The organism is Acinetobacter sp. S-1 (assembly GCF_059579785.1).
Map to the genome: position 1 here is coordinate 3,446,172 of NZ_CM184207.1, position 18,283 is coordinate 3,464,454.

The window sequence follows — 18,283 nt, forward strand, 5'->3', positions numbered from 1 at the left end:
CAATGCAGTTATCTCATTTGCTTGAACGCTGGTTTCCACATCCATTTGTTTCGGTTCTCATCATTTTATTTTGGTTGATGCTGGCGCATAGTCTGGATGCGAGTGATCTTTTGACTGCTATGCTTTTGGGCTTAATTATCCCTCGCTTAGTCAAACCGTTTATTACCCGCACACCGCATATTCACTGGAAACCTGCGGTTAAACTATGTTTTGTGGTTCTTTGGGATATTATTATTTCTAACTTTAAGGTCGCAAAACTTGTTTTGGGACCTACTAAAAAATTACATCCTAAATGGTATCGCGTACCTTTAGAAACAGAACATGAGCAGGTTAATACCTTACTGGCAATGATCATTACCACAACACCAGGCACAGTTTCTGCAGGTATTGATCAAGAACGTGGGGATATTCTGGTTCATGCTTTAAGCACGGATAATACTGAATCTGATATTCAAGACATCAAACAACGTTATGAAATTCCTCTTATGGAAATTTTTGATGTGAAAAGTAAAACGGAGGCAAGTGCATGACAATCCTACCCTATGCTCTAGGTATTAGCTTGATTGCCATTACAATCTCGATGCTACTTTGCCTTTTTAGACTGGTTATGGGGCCTTCAATTGTAGACCGCCTTTTAGCGCTCGATACGCTTTTCCTCAATGCAACTTGCCTGATTGTTGTGTTAGGCATTTATTGGATGACGACTTCTCTATTTGAAGGAGCACTGCTGGTTGCGATGCTAGGTTTCGTATCTACAGCTGCCTTAGCACGCTACTTCACAACCGGTCATGTTATCGATTAAGGAGAGGTCAAATGCAATTTACAATGGAAATTATTGTTTCGGTCTTTCTGGTTTTTGGCGCCTTCTTCATGTTAGTTGGCTCAATCGGTATGGTCCGTTTACCCGACTTATTCATGCGCTTACACGCGCCAACTAAATCGAGTACGCTTGGCTTAGGAAGCTTTCTGATCGCTTCAATGATCTTTTTTGCTTTCCAAGGGCGGTTCGGTTTTGCTGAGCTACTCATTACCCTTTTAGCTTTCATTACCGCGCCAGTTTCGGCTAATTTGATTGCACAAGCTGCGCTACATTTACGTTTACGCTCACTGAGTGGTGAAGTACCTGAAGCTATTGAACGTCCTCTACCTTGGGATCGTTATAAAATTGGCCAGCGCTTTTCACAAAACAAACCGCCAATGGAACCTCCTAAAGAATAAAAAATTGAATCAATAAAAAAGCCACCCGAAGGTGGCTTTTTTATTTTGAGTTTTAATTACTCTTCATCATCTGACTTACGTTCTGGTAAATCTTGTACCGCTTTTTCGATTAGACCAAACATATAGTTACCATATGCATTCGTCTTATCGTAATGGAAACGTAAGCGAGGCGTAATACGAGTCTTAATGCGACGGCTCAATTCATGACGCAAGAAACCAGAAGCTTTATTTAATACATCTAAAGTTTCTTTATTTGCTGCTTCACTTTGCTCATCACCTAGTTCACGTCCCATAACAGTGACATAAACTTCAGCATAACCCATATCCGCACTGACTTTCACCGCAGAGATGGTCACTAGACCACCTAAGCGAGGATCTTTAAGCTCTTGACGGATTAGATCAGACAACTCACGTTGTACTGAATCCGCCATGCGCTTTAAGCGTTGGCTACCCGCCATTAAAGACTCCGTTTAATCAATTGAACATCATACACTTCGATCTTATCTTGTGGTTTGATGTCTTTATAACCTTTCACTGCAAGGCCACATTCCATACCAGCACGAACTTCATCAACAACGTCTTTATAACGACGAAGAGATTCAAGCTCACCTTGGAAAATTACAACATCATCACGTAATACGCGAATCGGTTTATTACGATGTAATGTGCCTTCAAGTACCATACAGCCTGCTGCTGCACCAAACTTACTTGAGTGGAATACTTCACGTACTTCCGCAACACCCAAGATTGTTTCACGATGTTCAGGAGCAAGCTTACCGCTCATGGCATCTTTCACATCATCAATCAATTCATAGATGATGCTGTAGTAACGAATATCGATACCATCTTGGTCACTTCTCTGACGAGCAGTAGTATCTGCACGAACGTTAAAGCCTAATAATACAGCTTCTGAAGATTCAGCAAGAATCACATCAGACTCGGTAATCGCACCAACACCTGAGCTAATTACACGAACTTTTACTTCATCAGTAGATAATTCATGTAGAGCTGCATTCAATGCTTCTAAAGTACCACGTACGTCTGTTTTCAAAACAACGTTCACTGTAGGAACATCTTTTTTGCCCATTGACGACATGATATTTTCAAGGCGCATTGCACTTTGACGATCAATACGTTTTTGACGCTCACGGTCAGCACGAGCATCGGCAACTTCACGCGCTTTCTTCTCGTCATTTACAACAAGAACTTCATCACCAGCCATCGGAGCATCTGGAAGACCCAGAATTTCTACTGGAATAGATGGTCCTGCTGATTTAATTGGCTTACCGTTTTCATCAGACATTGCACGGACACGACCATATGATGAACCTGCAAGAACAAGGTCACCAATGTTTAATGTACCGTTTTGAACAAGAATCGAAGTTACTGCACCACGGCCTTTGTCAACACGTGCTTCAATAACAACACCTTGCGCAGCACCTTCAGCAGATGCTTTTAATTCCATCAATTCTGATTGAATAAGAATTAAATCAAGGAGTTCATCAATACCTTGTCCACTGTGTGCAGAAACTTTAGCAACTGGAACATCACCACCCCATTCTTCGGGAACGATTTGTTTAGTTGTTAATTCATTTAACACACGGTCTGGATCAGCAGATTCTTTATCCATTTTGTTGATTGCAACAATAATTGGAGTACCTGCCGCACGTGCATGGTCAATTGCTTCTGCAGTTTGCGGCATTACACCGTCATCTGCTGCAACAACCAATACAACGATATCCGTTGCTTTAGCACCACGTGCACGCATTGAAGTAAATGCCGCATGTCCTGGTGTATCAAGGAATGTAATAATTCCTTTATCTGTTTCAACGTGATATGCGCCAATATGCTGGGTAATACCACCTGCTTCTCCAGCCGCCACTTTCGAACGACGGATACGGTCAAGCAATGATGTTTTACCATGGTCGACGTGACCCATAATGGTAACAACTGGCGGACGAGTTGTTTGCTCACCACGAGCTTCTTCAGCCGCTTCAAGCAAGTTATCTTCCGCTTGTGTATCAGAAACTAAAACAGGGTTGTGGCCCATTTCTTCTACAACAAGTGCCGCTGTGTCTTGATCAATAGCTTGATCTTGATTAACCAATTCACCCATTTTCATAAGTGTCTTGATAACTTCACGTACTTTAATCGCCATTTTTTGAGCAAGATCGGCAACAACAATGCTTGAACCGATTTCTACATCATAAACTTGCTTTTTAACTGGCTTTTCAAATCCATGCTTATTCGCTTGGCTTGATTTTAAACCACGTTTGTTATGGTTAACAAAGCTTTGCTCTTCTTGACCACGACGACCACCTTTCTTCCCAGCACGTGGGTTAGTGGTTGCGCCACCGCGTTTAATTTCACGGTCTTCTTGCTTAAATGAATCTTCATAAGCTTGGCCAACTAGACCTGAAGCAAGTGGAGAATCATCAATCACACGAATTGTCGTAGTAGCATCGTCATTTGAATACTTAGATGCCATTTTGCGCATTTGTTCAAGTGTACGTTGCTGAGCTTCTTCAGCCGCTTTACGACGTGCAGCTTCTTCAGTTGCTTTTAACTGAGCTGACTGCTCTTCACGAGCTCGTTTCTGTTCTGGAGTTTCAGCTGGTTTTGGTGCAGGTTTTACTGTACCACCACCACGCTTTTTCACTACAACAGCAGCTTTTGGAGCTGTCTGTGCAGCACTATCTTGTTGATGAGCAGCACGCATAGCATCTAAAGTTGCTTTAGCTTTTTGCTCTGTTTGAAGACGCGCTTTTTGCTCGGCAGTTTCACGCGTTTGCTGTTCTACACGTGCTTTCGCTTCGGCTTCTGCACGTGCTTTAGCTTCAGCTGCAATTTGTTCAGGGTTTGGTTTAGCAAAAACTTGTTTTTTACGTACTTCTACGTTAATTGTTTTTGCTTTGCCTGAAGTACTTGCAACTTTAGCGGTACTGGTTGTTTTACGTTTCAACGCAATTTTTCCTGTGTTACCACTTTCCTGACCATGAACTTTTTTCAAGTGATTGACCAAAGTATCCTGTTGTTCAGTGGTAATAATGTCGTCTGCTGTACGTTGAGGCAAACCTGCTTCACGAGCCTGTTCTAGGAGCTTCTCAACAGGACGTCCTACACTGAGAGCTAACTCTTTAATCGACTTGTCCGTCATATTTCATCTCCTAGTTAAACCATGATTCGCGAGCTTTCATGATCAATTGACCTGCTTTTTCATGACCAAGTCCTTCAATATCAGAGATATCATCAGTAGCCTGATCTGCCAAATCGTCGACAGTAATAATACCGCGAGCGGCAAGCGAGTAAGCGATCTCAGAAGTCATGCCTTCCATAGTAAGAAGGTCTGCGCTCGGTTCTTGAATATTTTCTTGCTGTTTCAAAGCATCAGTAAGGGCTGCTTCTTTTGCACGACTTTGCAATAACTCAACCAACTCAGCATCAAGCTCAATTTCGTCAAAAGTTTCAGCAGGAACATAAGCAATCTCTTCTAAAGAAGTGAAGCCCATTTCCACCAATGCCATTGCTAAATCTTCTTCAATATCGAGACGTGATACAAACATATCAAGATATTGCTGAGCTTCATTTTGCTGACGAGCACGATACTCTTCTTCAAGCATCATGTCGAGTTTGTAGCCAGTTAAATCAGAAGCTAAACGAACGTTTTGACCTTGAGAGCCAATCGCACGAGCTAATTGATCGCTGGTTGCAAAAATAATGTCGGCACTTCTTGCATCTTCATCAAGCACGATGCCTGAAACATCAGCTGGTTCTAATGCACTAGCAATGTATTGAGCCGGATCATCAGACCAGACCACTACATCAATACGTTCACCATTTAACTCTTGTTGTACAGCTTGAATACGCGTACCACGCATACCAATACATGCACCTACAGGGTCAATACGGTGATCATTTGTTTTCACTGCAATTTTAGCACGAACGCCCGGTTGACGTGCCGCTGCTTTAATTTCAATGATTTCTTCAGAAATTTCTGGAATTTCTTTTTTCATTAAAGCAATTAACATTTCAGGCTTAGCGCGTGATAACAACAACTGAGCGCCACGACCTTCACGGTTAACATTATATAAAATAGCGTTTACACGTTGTTTTGGACGAAGAATTTCTTTTGGAATCATCTCTTCGCGTGCAAGATAAGCTTCTGCATTGTCGCCTAAGTCGATAATGAAGCCATCTTTGGTTTGTTTTTTCACTTCACCGTAAATTAACTCACCAACTTTAGACTCGTATGCATCAGCAACTAAAGCACGCTCAGCTTCACGAATTTTTTGTACAATAACTTGTTTTGCAATTTGTGCAGCAATACGACCAAACTCAATAGACTCTACTTCGAGTTCACGCACGTCACCAATTGACCATTTAGCTGGATCAACGTCAGAAATTGCATCTTGGCAAGCTGGCATTTCATGATCTTCATCTGCCACAACAGTCCATTGACGGAACGTACGGTAATCACCAGTTTTACGATCAATTTCTACACGAAGCTGAGCTTCTTCAGCATGCGTACCTTCGTAAAATCTTTTCTTCGTTGCAGCAACTAGAGCTTGTTCTAAAGCTTCGAAGATCGCTTCACGACTAACACCTTTTTCATTACTAACCGTTTCAACAACGGTAAGAATTTCGCGGCCCATAAGTCACCTACCGATTTCTTATAAAATTTAAATAAATTTAATCTTGATAGATCAAGTTTGCTTTATCGATATTGTTGCTGTCGATCACAAGCACATGCTTCCCATCAACTTCAACCTGAATTTCTTCATTTTCAAGGTCTACTGCGATAAGCTTTGCTTGAAATTTACGACGGTTTTCTACTGCTGCAATTAAACGCAAAGCAATTTGTTGTCCGATATAGCCTTGTAACTGTTCTAGTTGAAAAAATGGACGGTCCCAACCCGGTGAAGAAACTTCTAATGAATACTCACCTGAAATTGGATCATGAACATCCAACATTGCGCCAACTTGTTGTGTTACACGCACACAATCTTGTACACCAATACCACGGCCTAGTTCTACTTCACCATCTTCATTAATTACAGGCTCAGCATCTTCACTTACCGCTTTATCGATATAAATACGCAATAATGAACGTTTACCTTGTGGGAGAAACTCGATTCCCCAAAGGTCGACACCACATGCTTCCACTGCAGGAACAATTAAGTCATGCAATGCTTGGGATTTATTTGATAATTTCATTTACTCTCGTCATTCTCGTGCGATTCAATCGGTTGTTTTAACCGACACAGACCTACTATAGTGAAGCATGACTATTTGACCAATTGATGTCGACACTACACGATAGCGATACGATAACCAATAAAAAAGGGCGTTAATCGCCCCTATTTAGCACAGAAAACAATAGTCCACTGTGCAAAAAGGCCCACCTGTCTGTGAGCCTCTTTTAAGAAACTTGGTAGCGGGAGCTGGATTTGAACCAACGACCTTCGGGTTATGAGCCCGACGAGCTACCAGACTGCTCCATCCCGCATCAACGTGCAAAAATTATATACAAATATCGAAAAAAGTCAATGTAAACTTATCTAATATTCGCTTGATTAAGTTGCACCTTAATCAAATTGGTAGCGGGAGCTGGATTTGAACCAACGACCTTCGGGTTATGAGCCCGACGAGCTACCAGACTGCTCCATCCCGCATCAAAAAACTGCTTGCACTCAACTTTCTGGTTCAAAGTTGGTGCGGAAGGGGGGACTTGAACCCCCACGCCCGAAGGCACTACCACCTCAAGGTAGCGTGTCTACCAATTCCACCACCACCGCAGCTTGTGGGACGCATTCTAGTCCTTCCCACTGCAAAAGGAAAGCCCTATTTCGAATTATTGACTCGATTTTGGTGCATTTGGTGAAGTTTCAGGCGATGTCGTTTGAACTGGCGCTGTAGTTTGTACAGTTTTCAAACTATATGCATCAGTAGTCTGTTTTTTCGCAAAAACAGCTAGAGTTAAACTCGTCACAAAAAACAACGCTGTTAAGATAGCAGTAAGTCGAGTAAGGAAGTTACCTGAACCTGATGCACCAAATACAGTTGCTGCTCCGCCACCACCGAAAGAAGCACCGGCATCAGCACCTTTACCGTGTTGCACTAGAATCAAGGCAATCATCAGTACCGCTAAAATAATATGTACGATCAGTACAAAAGAGTGCATACCCTATCCTCGTTATTTACTTTGTGCAAAGGCTTGTACGATTTGATAAAAAGATGCTGCATTTAATGAAGCACCGCCTACCAACGCACCATTAATATCTGGACATGCCGCCAATTCGACCGCATTTTCAGCTTTTACACTACCGCCATATAAAATCGCAATGTCTGAACCCGCTGGGGTAATCTGACTTAAACCTTCACGAATCTTAGCATGCATTGCCTGTGCATCTTGTGGAGAAGCAGTTTTACCTGTCCCAATTGCCCAGATTGGCTCATAGGCAATTACAATTTGCTTTTGCCACTGCTCAACAGTCACTACAGGAGCAATATCACAAATTTGTTGCAATACAACTTGCTCTGCCAAACCTTGTTCACGTTGTTCGAGGCTTTCACCAACACAATAAATGACAGTCAAGCCTGCATTTAATGCATTTTGGAGTTTAGCTTTCAAAATTTCAACGTTATCGCCAAAAATATCACGGCGCTCAGAATGCCCAACCAGTACAAAATTAATTTGGCTATCTTTTAATAGTTCTGCGCTGACTTCGCCAGTATACGCGCCAGTACCCGCTACACGTGATACATCTTGTGCAACTGTATATACTGTTCTTGCAGCATCTTGCAATTGTGTTTGTACCATTGCAAGCGCAATAGAAACTGGAGCAACCCCTACATGACAGCTTTCATCTGCAATTTGGTTTTGTTGCAATAGTTGTTTAAATTCTTCTATAAGTTGTTTGGCATTGGCACGCATTGGGTTCATTTTCCAGTTGCCAACTACCCAAGGCGTAATCGTCGAACCCGACATACGGCTCACCTTTCATCAAAAATGCAGCACATTCTACACGCATTTATACAAATTTCAGATACTTTTCTTTAACGGCTTTGCCCATATCTTTTCTACTAATTGAAAACAGTTATAAAACTTTATCGAGTCTAAAGAATCGTCTTTCAAAAATTAATGAATAAAAACTTCGACTAGTTCAAGCTTTGGCGAGTGGATCAAGACCAGAGCATCATTTTCTCAGGTAGTAATTTTAGATAACAAAAGTATAATTTTTTATATACCAATTATAAACATATGAGCACAGGTAGGCAGATGTCAGTCATACATACATCTCCAAAATTTTCGGGGTTTTTTCGACGATTAGTCGAAGAAAAACATGTGTCGGCAGCGACCATGCAAACAGCATTAGATGCAGCAAAGAGAGCTAAACGGGATACAGTTGCGTACCTGATTGAAGAGGTTAATCTCTCCCCTTCTTTATTAGCTGAAACAATTTCTATTGAATTTGCTGAACCATATTTTGATCTGGATGTTTACGATACAAGCCAAATTCCCAAAGATTTGGTCGATCAGAAACTGGTTTTAAAACATCGGGTCTTACCTCTCATACAAAGAGGACAGATTTTATATGTCGCAACCAGCAACCCGAGTAATATTGAAGCGATTGATGCCATTCGCTTTAATAGTAAGCTCATGGTTGAACCAGTTATTGTCGAGCACCATAAGCTTGAGAAAATTCTGGCGCAGCAATTTACCGAAGAAAGTAGCTTCGAATTTAGTGATGAAGAGTTTGATCTTGATGTAGACCTTGAAGCTCCCCCCTCACAAGAGGATGAGGAAGACACGCCTCAAGGCGATGAAGCACCTATTGTTAAATATATTAATAAATTACTCATCGATGCAATTCGTATGGGGGCTTCAGACTTACATTTTGAACCGTACGAGAAATCATATCGGGTCCGTTACCGAGTCGATGGCGTGTTGCGTCAGATTGCAAATCCGCCTTTGCAACTGGCTAACCGTTTAGCTTCACGTTTAAAAGTCATGTCTCAAATGGATATTTCCGAAAAGCGGGTACCTCAAGATGGTCGTATCAAGCTTAAGTTATCAAAAACTAAAGCAATCGATTTTCGTGTGAACTCACTTCCAACCTTGTTTGGTGAAAAACTGGTTCTGCGTATTCTCGATCCATCTAGCGCAATGCTCGGAATTGATGCTTTAGGATATGAAGAAGATCAGAAAGCTCTTTTTTTAGAAGCACTCGATAAACCACAAGGTATGCTTTTAATTACAGGTCCTACCGGTTCTGGTAAAACAGTATCTTTATATACTGGCTTAAATATTTTAAATACTGAAAGCTCTAATATTTCCACTGCCGAAGATCCAGTCGAAATCAACCTTGAAGGTATTAATCAAGTTAACGTTAACCCGAAAGTAGGTCTTACTTTTTCAGCCGCACTGAAATCATTTTTACGTCAAGACCCTGACATTATTATGGTCGGTGAGATTCGTGACTTAGAAACGGCTGAAATTGCGATTAAAGCTGCGCAAACCGGTCACATGGTAATGTCCACACTGCATACCAATAGTGCGCCAGAAACACTTACTCGCCTACGTAATATGGGTGTTCCATCCTTTAATATCGCAACGTCTGTCAATCTGGTGATTGCTCAACGTTTGGCGCGTCGGTTATGCCCACAGTGTAAAACACCTGCCGACATTCCTAAACAGAGCCTATTAGAAATGGGCTTTACCGACCAAGATTTAACCCATCCCGATTTTCAAGTTTTTCAACCTGTAGGTTGTACTGAGTGTCGTGAAGGCTACAAAGGTCGAGTAGGTATTTACGAGGTGATGAAAGTTACACCTGAAATTTCCAAGATTATTATGGAAGATGGCAATGCTTTAGAAATCGCTGCTGCTTCTGAAAAACTGGGGTTCAATAATCTGCGTCGTTCAGGGTTAAAGAAAGTCATGCAAGGTGTTACTTCCTTACAAGAAGTCAACCGCGTGACCAGTGAATAAAAGACAATTTAAAATAAGGATAATTCATGACTGTCAAAAAGGCACAAATGATGCCGACTTTTGCTTATGAAGGGGTTGACCGTAAGGGCGTAAAAATTAAGGGCGAACTTCCAGCTAAGAATATGGCCTTAGCCAAAGTCACCCTACGCAAACAAGGTGTAACTGTTCGTAATATTCGGGAAAAGCGTAAAAATATTCTTGAGGGTTTATTCAAGAAAAAAGTATCAACACTCGATATCACAATTTTTACTAGGCAACTTGCAACGATGATGAAAGCAGGTGTGCCACTGGTACAAGGCTTTGAAATTGTAGCGGAGGGTCTAGAAAACCCAGCCATGCGCGAGGTAGTACTCGGGATTAAAGGTGAAGTTGAAGGTGGTAGTACCTTTGCTTCAGCTTTAAGGAAGTATCCTCAACACTTCGATAACTTGTTTTGTTCTCTTGTAGAGTCTGGTGAACAATCTGGTGCGCTTGAAACCATGTTGGACCGTGTGGCAATTTACAAAGAAAAAAGTGAATTACTTAAGCAGAAAATTAAGAAGGCTATGAAATATCCAGCAACGGTTATTGTAGTTGCTGTGGTTGTTACCATTATTTTGATGGTTAAAGTAGTTCCTGTTTTCCAAGACCTGTTTTCTTCTTTTGGTGCAGATTTACCTGCATTCACCCAAATGGTCGTAAATATGTCGAAATGGATGCAGGAATACTGGTTCATTATGATTATTGTGATTGGAGCAGTGATTGCTGCCTTTCTGGAAGCCAAGAAGCGCAGTAAAAAATTCCGTGATGGATTAGATAAACTTACACTGAAACTACCTATCTTTGGCGATCTGGTTTATAAGGCGATTATTGCCCGTTATAGCCGTACTTTAGCCACCACGTTTGCCGCTGGTGTTCCGCTCATTGATGCGCTTGAGTCAACGGCTGGTGCAACCAACAATGTCATTTATGAAGAAGCCGTCATGAAAATTCGTGAAGATGTAGCTACAGGCCAACAACTTCAATTTGCAATGCGTGTTTCAAATCGTTTTCCATCTATGGCTATACAAATGGTCGCAATTGGTGAAGAATCTGGTGCACTAGACAGCATGCTCGATAAAGTTGCCACTTATTATGAAAATGAAGTTGATAATGCCGTTGATGGTTTAACTTCAATGATGGAACCTTTAATCATGGCAATTTTAGGGGTGCTCGTAGGCGGTCTAGTAATTGCTATGTATCTTCCAATTTTCCAAATGGGCTCAGTCATATAATGCAAGAAATTATTGCTTATTTTATTCAAAACTTAACTGCACTTTATATTGCAGTCGCACTATTGAGCCTATGTATTGGTAGCTTTTTGAATGTGGTAATTTATCGCACCCCCAAAATGATGGAACAAGATTGGCAGCAGGAATGTCAAATGTTGCTTAATCCCGAACTACCCATCATTGAGCATGAAAAGCTGACATTAAGTAAACCTGCTTCATCATGTCCTGCATGTCAGCAACCGATCCGTTGGTATCAAAATATTCCAGTTATAAGCTGGTTAATGTTAAGAGGAAAATGTGGCCATTGCCAACATCCTATTAGCATTCGTTATCCAGCGATTGAATTACTCACGATGCTATGTTCATTAGTAGTCGTCATGGTTTTTGGTCCAACCCTACAAATGCTTTGGGGGCTAGTGCTCACTTGGATTTTGATTGCTTTAACATTTATAGACTTTGATACTCAGCTACTACCTGACCGTTTCACCCTACCTTTGGCTGCTCTCGGCTTAGGTATTAATACCTTTAGTATTTACACCTCGCCTAACTCAGCCATTTGGGGATATTTAATCGGCTTTTTATGTCTTTGGATTGTGTATTACTTATTTAAAGTGATTACAGGCAAAGAAGGTATGGGTTATGGCGACTTTAAACTGCTTGCCGCATTAGGCGCGTGGATGGGGCCATTGATGCTGCCATTAATTGTGCTATTGTCATCTTTACTAGGTGCAATTGTTGGCATCATTTTACTAAAATTGCGCAATAATAATCAGCCCTTTGCGTTTGGGCCCTATATTGCCATTGCGGGTTGGGTTGCCTTTTTATGGGGTGACCAGATTATGAAAATTTATTTGGGAGGTTAAGATGGCTTTTATTCTGGGAGTCACAGGTGGTATTGGCAGTGGAAAATCTGCTGCAACACAATGGTTTGAATCCCAAGGAATCCGAGTCGTCGATGCCGATATTGTTGCTCGCGAAGTGGTTGAAAAAGGCCAACCTGCCCTTCAAAAAATCCAACAAACTTTTGGAGATTGGGTACTTCAACCCGACGGCAATCTAGACCGCCGTGCACTACGTGAATATATTTTTCAAAACCCTGAAGCAAGACAAACACTTGAGAAAATCACGCATCCAGCCATTCGCCAATCTATTATTCAACAGCTACAAAACCCAAAAAGTCCTTATGTGATTTTAGTTTCACCCCTACTTTTTGAAACCAACCAGCATGAATTGGTTAATCACACTCTATTAGTTGATGCGAGTGAACAAACTCAAATTCAGCGTGCAAGCCAGCGAGATGGGCAAAACCAAGAACAAATCCAGAAAATTATTGCAGCACAAATGCCACGCGAGCGTAAACGTGAACTTGCCAATGATATCGTGTTTAATGACGGATTACTCGAACATTTATATCAGCAATTAGAGCCTTTACATCAAAGCTATTTGAAGCGTGCAAACTAATTTTGTGTATTTTGCTGCTTAATCTTTTGTGTCAGGCTATCTTGTCTAAACCAGCGCCAAGGCTGTAAAGCGCCTATTCCCATTCCAACCAAGCCCACAACAATTGATGGACTTAATGACTCACCAAGTAAAGGTACAGCTAAAATGGCAGCAATAAACGGCGCCAAAGTAACAATACTTCCCGTTTTAAAAGCACCAAGTCTTTGGATAGCCGCAACATAGGTTAATGTCGCAATAATCACGACAAACACACCGTGGAAAATGCCTTGTATCGCTAAATGAACAGGACTCACTTCCATGAAATGTTTAGGCAAGAATAAAGCATAGATGGGTAAGTAAATAATTGCAGACCAAATCGCAACACTCGCCATAGAGTGCCATGCGGAAAGTTTCCACTGTTTAAGTAATACAGTGAAAATACCCCACCAAATCGCACTAATAAAAAGAAGTAAATCCCCCACGCCAAAAGCAGAAGCATTACCTTGCAACATCAACACACTCATGAGAGCCAAGGCAGTAATCATAATTGCAAGACTCACCCATGTATGCTTATCAAATGGTTGTCTAAATAAAATGTATGCTGCAATTGCAGTACAGATAGGAATACAACCATTTAAAAAAATGGCAGCATGTGCAGCGGGAGCATAGAGAAATGCGGTGTAGACGGTAAGACAATAAATGACTCCGCCAATGAGCGCCAAAATAACAGCGTGCTTACTCCATAAAAAAGCGAGATCTTTCTTATAGATCAGAATCGGCATCAAAATCAGGAAGGCGATAGCAAAGCGCAGTGCAGCAATGTCCCAAGCACTGATGTGCCACTGTGCATTTAAACGGGCAAAAAGTGTAAACCCGCCCCAAATGCACATGGTCACCAATACAAAAAAATAACCTTGCTTACGGGGAGACATATCAAGACTGCTTACAAACTAGAAAGGCAGCTAGATTATACCTCAGAACGCTGACGGCAAGCCTCATAAAGTGCCATACCTGTTGCCACGCTCACATTTAGACTCTGTAAATTTCCAGACATCGGAATATAAACTTTATGATCACACTGTGCCTGTGTAATTGGGCGTAAACCTGTATCTTCGGCTCCCATTACGATCACGACGGGACCCGCGAAATCACATTTTTGAATTGGCATTGCACTTTCATCAAGCATAGTACCAATTACACGTGTATGAGTCGTCTCTTTGAGATGGGCTAATGTACGAGCCAAGTTTGTGACTTGAATGAATTTAACTTTTTCAGCTCCACCCGCTGCAACTTTACGAGCTGTTGGGGTTAAACTTGCCGAACGATCACGAGGTACAATTACTGCTTGCACGCCCATTGCAGCAGCGGTACGGATGCAAGCCCCTAAGTTATGCGGGTCTGTCACCTGATCTAATGCCAGCAATAAAGCATCAGGGGTTTCAGCCAAGATCTGATCTAGATCTTTTTCATTTAAAGTCGGATGCGGACGTACTGCTGCAACCACACCTTGATGAAACGGTAGACCTGCAAGCTTCTCGAGACTATCACGGCTTGCTTTTTGTACACTAATTCCAAAAGGCTCTGCCAATTGCAAAATCTTTTGCAAACGCTGGTCATCCCGTCCTTTTAAAGTAAACAGGGTTAGCACACGTTCCGGTTCAAGTTCTAACAATGACTCCACTGAATGAACGCCATAATAATATTCCGGTTTTGCCATGCATGACCTCTAACAACGTTTGAGCAAAAAAATAAAAATCCTGCAAAGCCAACTTCACAGGATTTCTTTGGGCATAGTGTACCCGATTTGAATAGGAATTTCTTAGCCTTCTAAATGGCACACGTAATCGAGCACTTCATCAGTTTCGATTTTAAAAAGACTATTACCAGGCACATAAAATGATTGGCCTGCACGGAACAACTCACTTTCATTACTGTCCGCGATTGTTACACGGCATTCACCTGAAATAATTTCCATACGCTCAGGAACATGGGTTTCAAAAGTTAAAGCTTGCTCAGTCGGCAAAATAACACCTAGTGTTTTTTTTGTTCCATCTTCAAATTGCACGGTATGGCTGATACATGCTCCACCAAAATAAACGTTTGATTTTTTGATGACCGTTACATGATCAAATTGGGTTGAACTCATGCACACTCTCCAGATAATGCCGTATTTATATAAATTATGATGAATGTAGTTTAATTGTGCCTAAATAACTAATCAATCAGTTTTCATACGGATAGACTTGTAATTTCCACTGCTGTGCCTGAATTTTTTTGGCAAAAGCATAAGGTAAGTTAATCTCAATATTTCGACTATTCGACACAATTGCATCGTATCTGCAAACTTCGACCTGATTTTCATCTAGAAGTACCCAACACACTCTCTGTGCAGTTGGATGGGCAATTGCTGTAGCAACTACCGGTGAACCGTCATTCATTCCTACATGAAAATTTTCGCTGTCGTTTTGCATTAACGCCAGATCATAAGCTGGAAAATCGATAGCATCTGAATCGAATTGCTGACTATCGTGTATAAGCACACTTTGTTTTAAAGTCGGCCAAATACAGTAGCGCAAATAATGCTGATCCATCACCCGATTATCCAGATAACGTCCGGTGGCAACATAATCCCTGATATGTGCTTCAATATTATGAAAAATCCCCGTACATCCACCCCACATTCCCGCCAAAATTAACTCGGTATGAGAATAATTGTCTCGCATTAAGTGAAACCATTTATCACTCTTGAGCCAAGCATCGACAGCTGCTTTTTCGCGGTGCGAGACAATGGAGTCGGCATCACGTATCAGAAAACGCTTAATTTTCGGATCATCCATTACAAAAAAGCGCCAAAACAAACCAGATAGCTGTTTTTGAGAATCTGTAACCTGAATAACTTGCGCGCCCTTCTCTTTTAAACGCTGTTGCACCAGTACTGGCACAGTATCATCGACATAAAAGCGACACGTCCATTCTGGATAAATTTGTTTGGCTAGCTGAATATTTAAAATAGAGGTTTCACAATAGCGAGGATTTGCCCCAAACAATGAAAAAGCAATAATATTTTCTTGAGGGTTTGCACTAAATGCTGGTGGTGCATGATCTGGAATCGCCAAAACAGGTTCTTTCTTCGCTAATTCTTTTTTGGTTGCAATTGCCAAACGCCCAAATTTGATTGTTTCTTCTTTTTTCTTTAAATGATGACAAACTTCTGTGAGTCCATCATATAAGTTTGTATTTACGTTAGCTCCACTTGCTTGAATCGCTTGTAAATAATGTTGATAGGCATCGTTATAACGGCCTAAGCGTAATTCGGTATAAGCTAAATCTGATAAGGCGCCAGCATGCTTGGGAACTAAATTAACAGCTTGTTTAACATGTTGATAAGCTTTGGCATAATCCCCTTGTGCTGCTGCCTGTTTAAATGCATTAAAATGCTGATTTAAAATTTTATTCATTTCCGCAGGATTATTTTTTTTATGGCGGTTGATCATCCCTATTGGTGGTTTCGGTAAGCTTAATGTTTTTTTCATTGTAAATATCCGCAATCTTGCTGTTCTATAATTTCAGTTAGAATAATAGATCACTTGTAGCAAATTCAAAACTTCTCTATCTTTAACCCATAATTTGGCGCGTTGGATGCGTTTATGCTCACACATTTAACTTTAATTAATTTTGCATTAGCTGATCATTTGGCTATTGATATAGAACAAGGATTTAATGTTCTAACAGGTGAAACAGGTGCCGGAAAATCATTATTACTGGATGCACTCTCTGCCTGCCTAGGGGAACGTACAGATACAAATTATGTCCGTTATGGTTCGGATAAAGCGGATATCACCGCAGTTTTTACCTATCAAAATAATAGTCCTGAAGCAAAATGGCTCCAAGACCACGAGCTAGATGATGATTCTGGGGAAATTCATTTACGTCGTGTTATTTTTGCAACTGGCCGTAGTAAAGCATGGGTCAATGGACGCCCAAGTAGTCTATCTGAACTCAAAGAATTAGGCCGTTTGCTCGTTCAGCTCTATAGTCAGCACAGCCAGCAGCAGCTGCTTGAACCACCTTATCCAAAGCATTGGTTAGATCGTTATAACAATTTTTATGCTGAAGCAAATGATGTACGTGAAGCCTATAGCACATGGCAACGTACCATTCGTTTGCATCAAGCAGCCTTAGATGCACAAGCAACCCGCCTACAACGTATTGGTACTTTAGAGCATCAAATTGAAGAGCTCGAAGAGGTCATTCAAACTGACTATAAAGAAATTGAGCAAGAGTTCGATCGCCTTAGTCATCATGAACATATCATGCAAGATTGTAGCTATAGCCTAAATGTGCTTGATGAAGCTGAGCAAAACATTACTCAAGAAATGTCTTCGATTATTCGCAGATTAGAATCCCACGCGGGCCGTAGCGAACAACTTTCCGAGATTTATAATTCTCTACTGAATGCTCAAAGTGAAATAGATGATGCAACGGCAAACTTGCGTCAATTTATTGATCGTCAAAGTTTTGATCCAGAGCGAATGGAAGAACTAAATTCCAAGTTGGAAGTTTTCCACCGTCTGGCACGTAAATACCGCACTCAACCAGAAACACTTAAAGAAGAATATGAAGCTTGGCAAAGTGAGCTTGAGCAATTGCATCAACTTGAAGACCCAGAAACATTGGCAGAACAAGTTGAAAAATCTCATGAAGATTTCTTGGAGAAAGCTCAGCATTTAGACGATATTCGTCGTGAAGCTGCCGCTCCTCTTGCGAAGCAATTAACTGAACAAGTGAAGCCTTTAGCGTTACCAGAGGCACACTTCGAGTTTAAGTTTGAACCATTAGAGCAACCTACCGCTGAAGGTTTGAGTTTTATTCAACTATTATTTACTGCCAATAAGGGTATTCCTCCTCAACCATTAGCACGAGTAGCTTCAGGTGGTGAACTTTCACGTATTGCGTTAGTTATGCAGGTCATGAACGCTGAAAAAACCGAAGCAGAAGTGTTAGTGTTTGATGAAATTGATGTCGGGATTAGTGGTGGTACAGCAGAAGTTGTGGGACGTTTACTTGCCGACCTAGCCCAACATGTTCAACTTTTATGTATTACTCATCAGGCACAAGTTGCTGCACAATCAGATCAGCATTTATTAGTTAAAAAGCAACAAACTGATCCGGCAAGCAGTACAATTGTGGAACTAGACGAAAATCAAATCATTTTTGAGTTAGCTCGCATGTCAGGCGGTGTTGAAATTAATGAAACAACCTTGCAACACGCAAAACAATTACGCCAACTTAAATTTCAGGCTTCTTCAAATTAATAAAAAATGAGAGAAAAAGATTGGCGAAATCCGATTAACTCTTGTATGTTGATAAAAAGAACCTATAT

Annotated in this window: 18 protein-coding genes and 3 tRNA genes; 8 read left to right on the forward strand and 13 right to left on the reverse strand. The window is 41.1% G+C overall.

Annotated features, from left to right (window positions below; genetic code table 11):
• Window positions 1–2 precede the first annotated feature (2 nt).
• From AC52J8_RS16480 to AC52J8_RS16490, 3 genes are read left to right on the forward strand one after another with little or no spacing between them, the layout of a single operon-like run.
• Window positions 3–530 carry a Na+/H+ antiporter subunit E gene (locus AC52J8_RS16480; protein WP_004794999.1) on the forward strand — a complete coding sequence of 176 codons (528 nt, stop codon included), beginning with the start codon at window positions 3–5 and terminating at the stop codon, window positions 528–530.
• Entirely contained in the window at window positions 527–802 is a 276-nt protein-coding gene (locus tag AC52J8_RS16485; RefSeq protein ID WP_016142368.1) for a monovalent cation/H+ antiporter subunit F, read from the forward strand. Before AC52J8_RS16480 ends, AC52J8_RS16485 begins: the two co-directional genes overlap by 4 nt.
• Before the next feature lie 11 nt (window positions 803–813).
• Window positions 814–1,218, forward strand: a complete 405-nt coding sequence (locus tag AC52J8_RS16490) for a Na+/H+ antiporter subunit G (protein WP_005065884.1) — start codon at window positions 814–816, stop codon at window positions 1,216–1,218.
• A gap of 56 nt (window positions 1,219–1,274) precedes the next feature.
• On the opposite strand, the gene AC52J8_RS16495 is transcribed toward AC52J8_RS16490, so the two are convergent.
• The 9 genes from AC52J8_RS16495 to tpiA form a co-directional block, all read right to left on the reverse strand.
• Window positions 1,275–1,676 carry a ribosome-binding factor A gene (locus AC52J8_RS16495; protein ID WP_002157043.1) on the reverse strand — a complete coding sequence of 134 codons (402 nt, stop codon included), beginning with the start codon at window positions 1,674–1,676 and terminating at the stop codon, window positions 1,275–1,277.
• Complete coding sequence (gene infB / locus AC52J8_RS16500) at window positions 1,676–4,375, reverse strand: translation initiation factor IF-2 (RefSeq protein ID WP_039763518.1); 2,700 nt, start codon at window positions 4,373–4,375, stop codon at window positions 1,676–1,678. Before infB ends, AC52J8_RS16495 begins: the two co-directional genes overlap by 1 nt.
• A 10-nt stretch (window positions 4,376–4,385) precedes the next feature.
• A complete protein-coding gene (nusA, locus tag AC52J8_RS16505) occupies window positions 4,386–5,870 on the reverse strand; it encodes a transcription termination factor NusA (RefSeq protein ID WP_002115134.1) in 1,485 nt (494 codons plus the stop codon).
• A 37-nt stretch (window positions 5,871–5,907) separates the two neighbouring features.
• The gene (rimP, locus tag AC52J8_RS16510; protein ID WP_002114922.1) at window positions 5,908–6,432 is read right to left on the reverse strand and encodes a ribosome maturation factor RimP; all 525 of its coding nucleotides are present in this window, start codon (window positions 6,430–6,432) and stop codon (window positions 5,908–5,910) included.
• Window positions 6,433–6,647: 215 nt separating this feature from the next.
• Window positions 6,648–6,724: transfer RNA gene (locus AC52J8_RS16515), tRNA-Met, on the reverse strand.
• Window positions 6,725–6,813: 89 nt separating this feature from the next.
• A tRNA-Met gene (locus AC52J8_RS16520) sits at window positions 6,814–6,890 on the reverse strand.
• A gap of 38 nt (window positions 6,891–6,928) precedes the next feature.
• Window positions 6,929–7,013: transfer RNA gene (locus AC52J8_RS16525), tRNA-Leu, on the reverse strand.
• Window positions 7,014–7,069: 56 nt separating this feature from the next.
• Window positions 7,070–7,399 (reverse strand): preprotein translocase subunit SecG, encoded by a 330-nt coding sequence (gene secG, locus AC52J8_RS16530; protein WP_002115012.1) that lies wholly within the window; start codon window positions 7,397–7,399, stop codon window positions 7,070–7,072.
• 12 nt (window positions 7,400–7,411) lie between these two features.
• Window positions 7,412–8,206 (reverse strand): triose-phosphate isomerase, encoded by a 795-nt coding sequence (gene tpiA, locus AC52J8_RS16535; protein ID WP_017398730.1) that lies wholly within the window; start codon window positions 8,204–8,206, stop codon window positions 7,412–7,414.
• 291 nt (window positions 8,207–8,497) lie between these two features.
• Here tpiA and pilB point away from each other — a divergent pair, with 291 nt between their 5' ends.
• Genes pilB through coaE form a run of 4 tightly spaced genes read left to right on the forward strand, consistent with a single transcriptional unit; the run spans window position 8,498 to window position 12,921 of the window.
• The gene (gene pilB / locus AC52J8_RS16540) at window positions 8,498–10,210 is read left to right on the forward strand and encodes a type IV-A pilus assembly ATPase PilB (protein WP_086400327.1); all 1,713 of its coding nucleotides are present in this window, start codon (window positions 8,498–8,500) and stop codon (window positions 10,208–10,210) included.
• Window positions 10,211–10,236: 26 nt separating this feature from the next.
• Window positions 10,237–11,463 carry a type II secretion system F family protein gene (locus AC52J8_RS16545; RefSeq protein ID WP_005079343.1) on the forward strand — a complete coding sequence of 409 codons (1,227 nt, stop codon included), beginning with the start codon at window positions 10,237–10,239 and terminating at the stop codon, window positions 11,461–11,463.
• On the forward strand, window positions 11,463–12,323 hold the full coding sequence (locus AC52J8_RS16550; protein ID WP_086400328.1) for a prepilin peptidase: 861 nt from the start codon (window positions 11,463–11,465) through the stop codon (window positions 12,321–12,323). The genes AC52J8_RS16545 and AC52J8_RS16550 overlap by 1 nt, the downstream gene beginning before the upstream one ends.
• Before the next feature lies 1 nt (window position 12,324).
• Complete coding sequence (coaE, locus tag AC52J8_RS16555; RefSeq protein WP_086400329.1) at window positions 12,325–12,921, forward strand: dephospho-CoA kinase; 597 nt, start codon at window positions 12,325–12,327, stop codon at window positions 12,919–12,921.
• Here the strand turns inward: coaE and AC52J8_RS16560 are convergent.
• From AC52J8_RS16560 to AC52J8_RS16575, 4 genes are all read right to left on the reverse strand, one after another.
• Window positions 12,918–13,832 carry a DMT family transporter gene (locus tag AC52J8_RS16560; RefSeq protein ID WP_086400330.1) on the reverse strand — a complete coding sequence of 305 codons (915 nt, stop codon included), beginning with the start codon at window positions 13,830–13,832 and terminating at the stop codon, window positions 12,918–12,920. The two genes, coaE and AC52J8_RS16560, sit on opposite strands and share 4 nt — an antisense overlap.
• A 35-nt stretch (window positions 13,833–13,867) precedes the next feature.
• Entirely contained in the window at window positions 13,868–14,617 is a 750-nt protein-coding gene (rlmB, locus tag AC52J8_RS16565; protein ID WP_016142380.1) for a 23S rRNA (guanosine(2251)-2'-O)-methyltransferase RlmB, read from the reverse strand.
• Between the two features lie 102 nt (window positions 14,618–14,719).
• The gene (gene ppnP / locus AC52J8_RS16570; RefSeq protein WP_002115102.1) at window positions 14,720–15,046 is read right to left on the reverse strand and encodes a pyrimidine/purine nucleoside phosphorylase; all 327 of its coding nucleotides are present in this window, start codon (window positions 15,044–15,046) and stop codon (window positions 14,720–14,722) included.
• Window positions 15,047–15,122: 76 nt separating this feature from the next.
• Window positions 15,123–16,433, reverse strand: a complete 1,311-nt coding sequence (locus AC52J8_RS16575) for a tetratricopeptide repeat protein (protein ID WP_086400331.1) — start codon at window positions 16,431–16,433, stop codon at window positions 15,123–15,125.
• A 114-nt stretch (window positions 16,434–16,547) separates the two neighbouring features.
• On the opposite strand from AC52J8_RS16575, the gene recN reads away from it, so the two are divergent.
• Window positions 16,548–18,215, forward strand: coding sequence for a DNA repair protein RecN (recN, locus tag AC52J8_RS16580; RefSeq protein ID WP_086400332.1), 1,668 nt, complete (start codon window positions 16,548–16,550; stop codon window positions 18,213–18,215).
• Window positions 18,216–18,283: the final 68 nt, after the last annotated feature.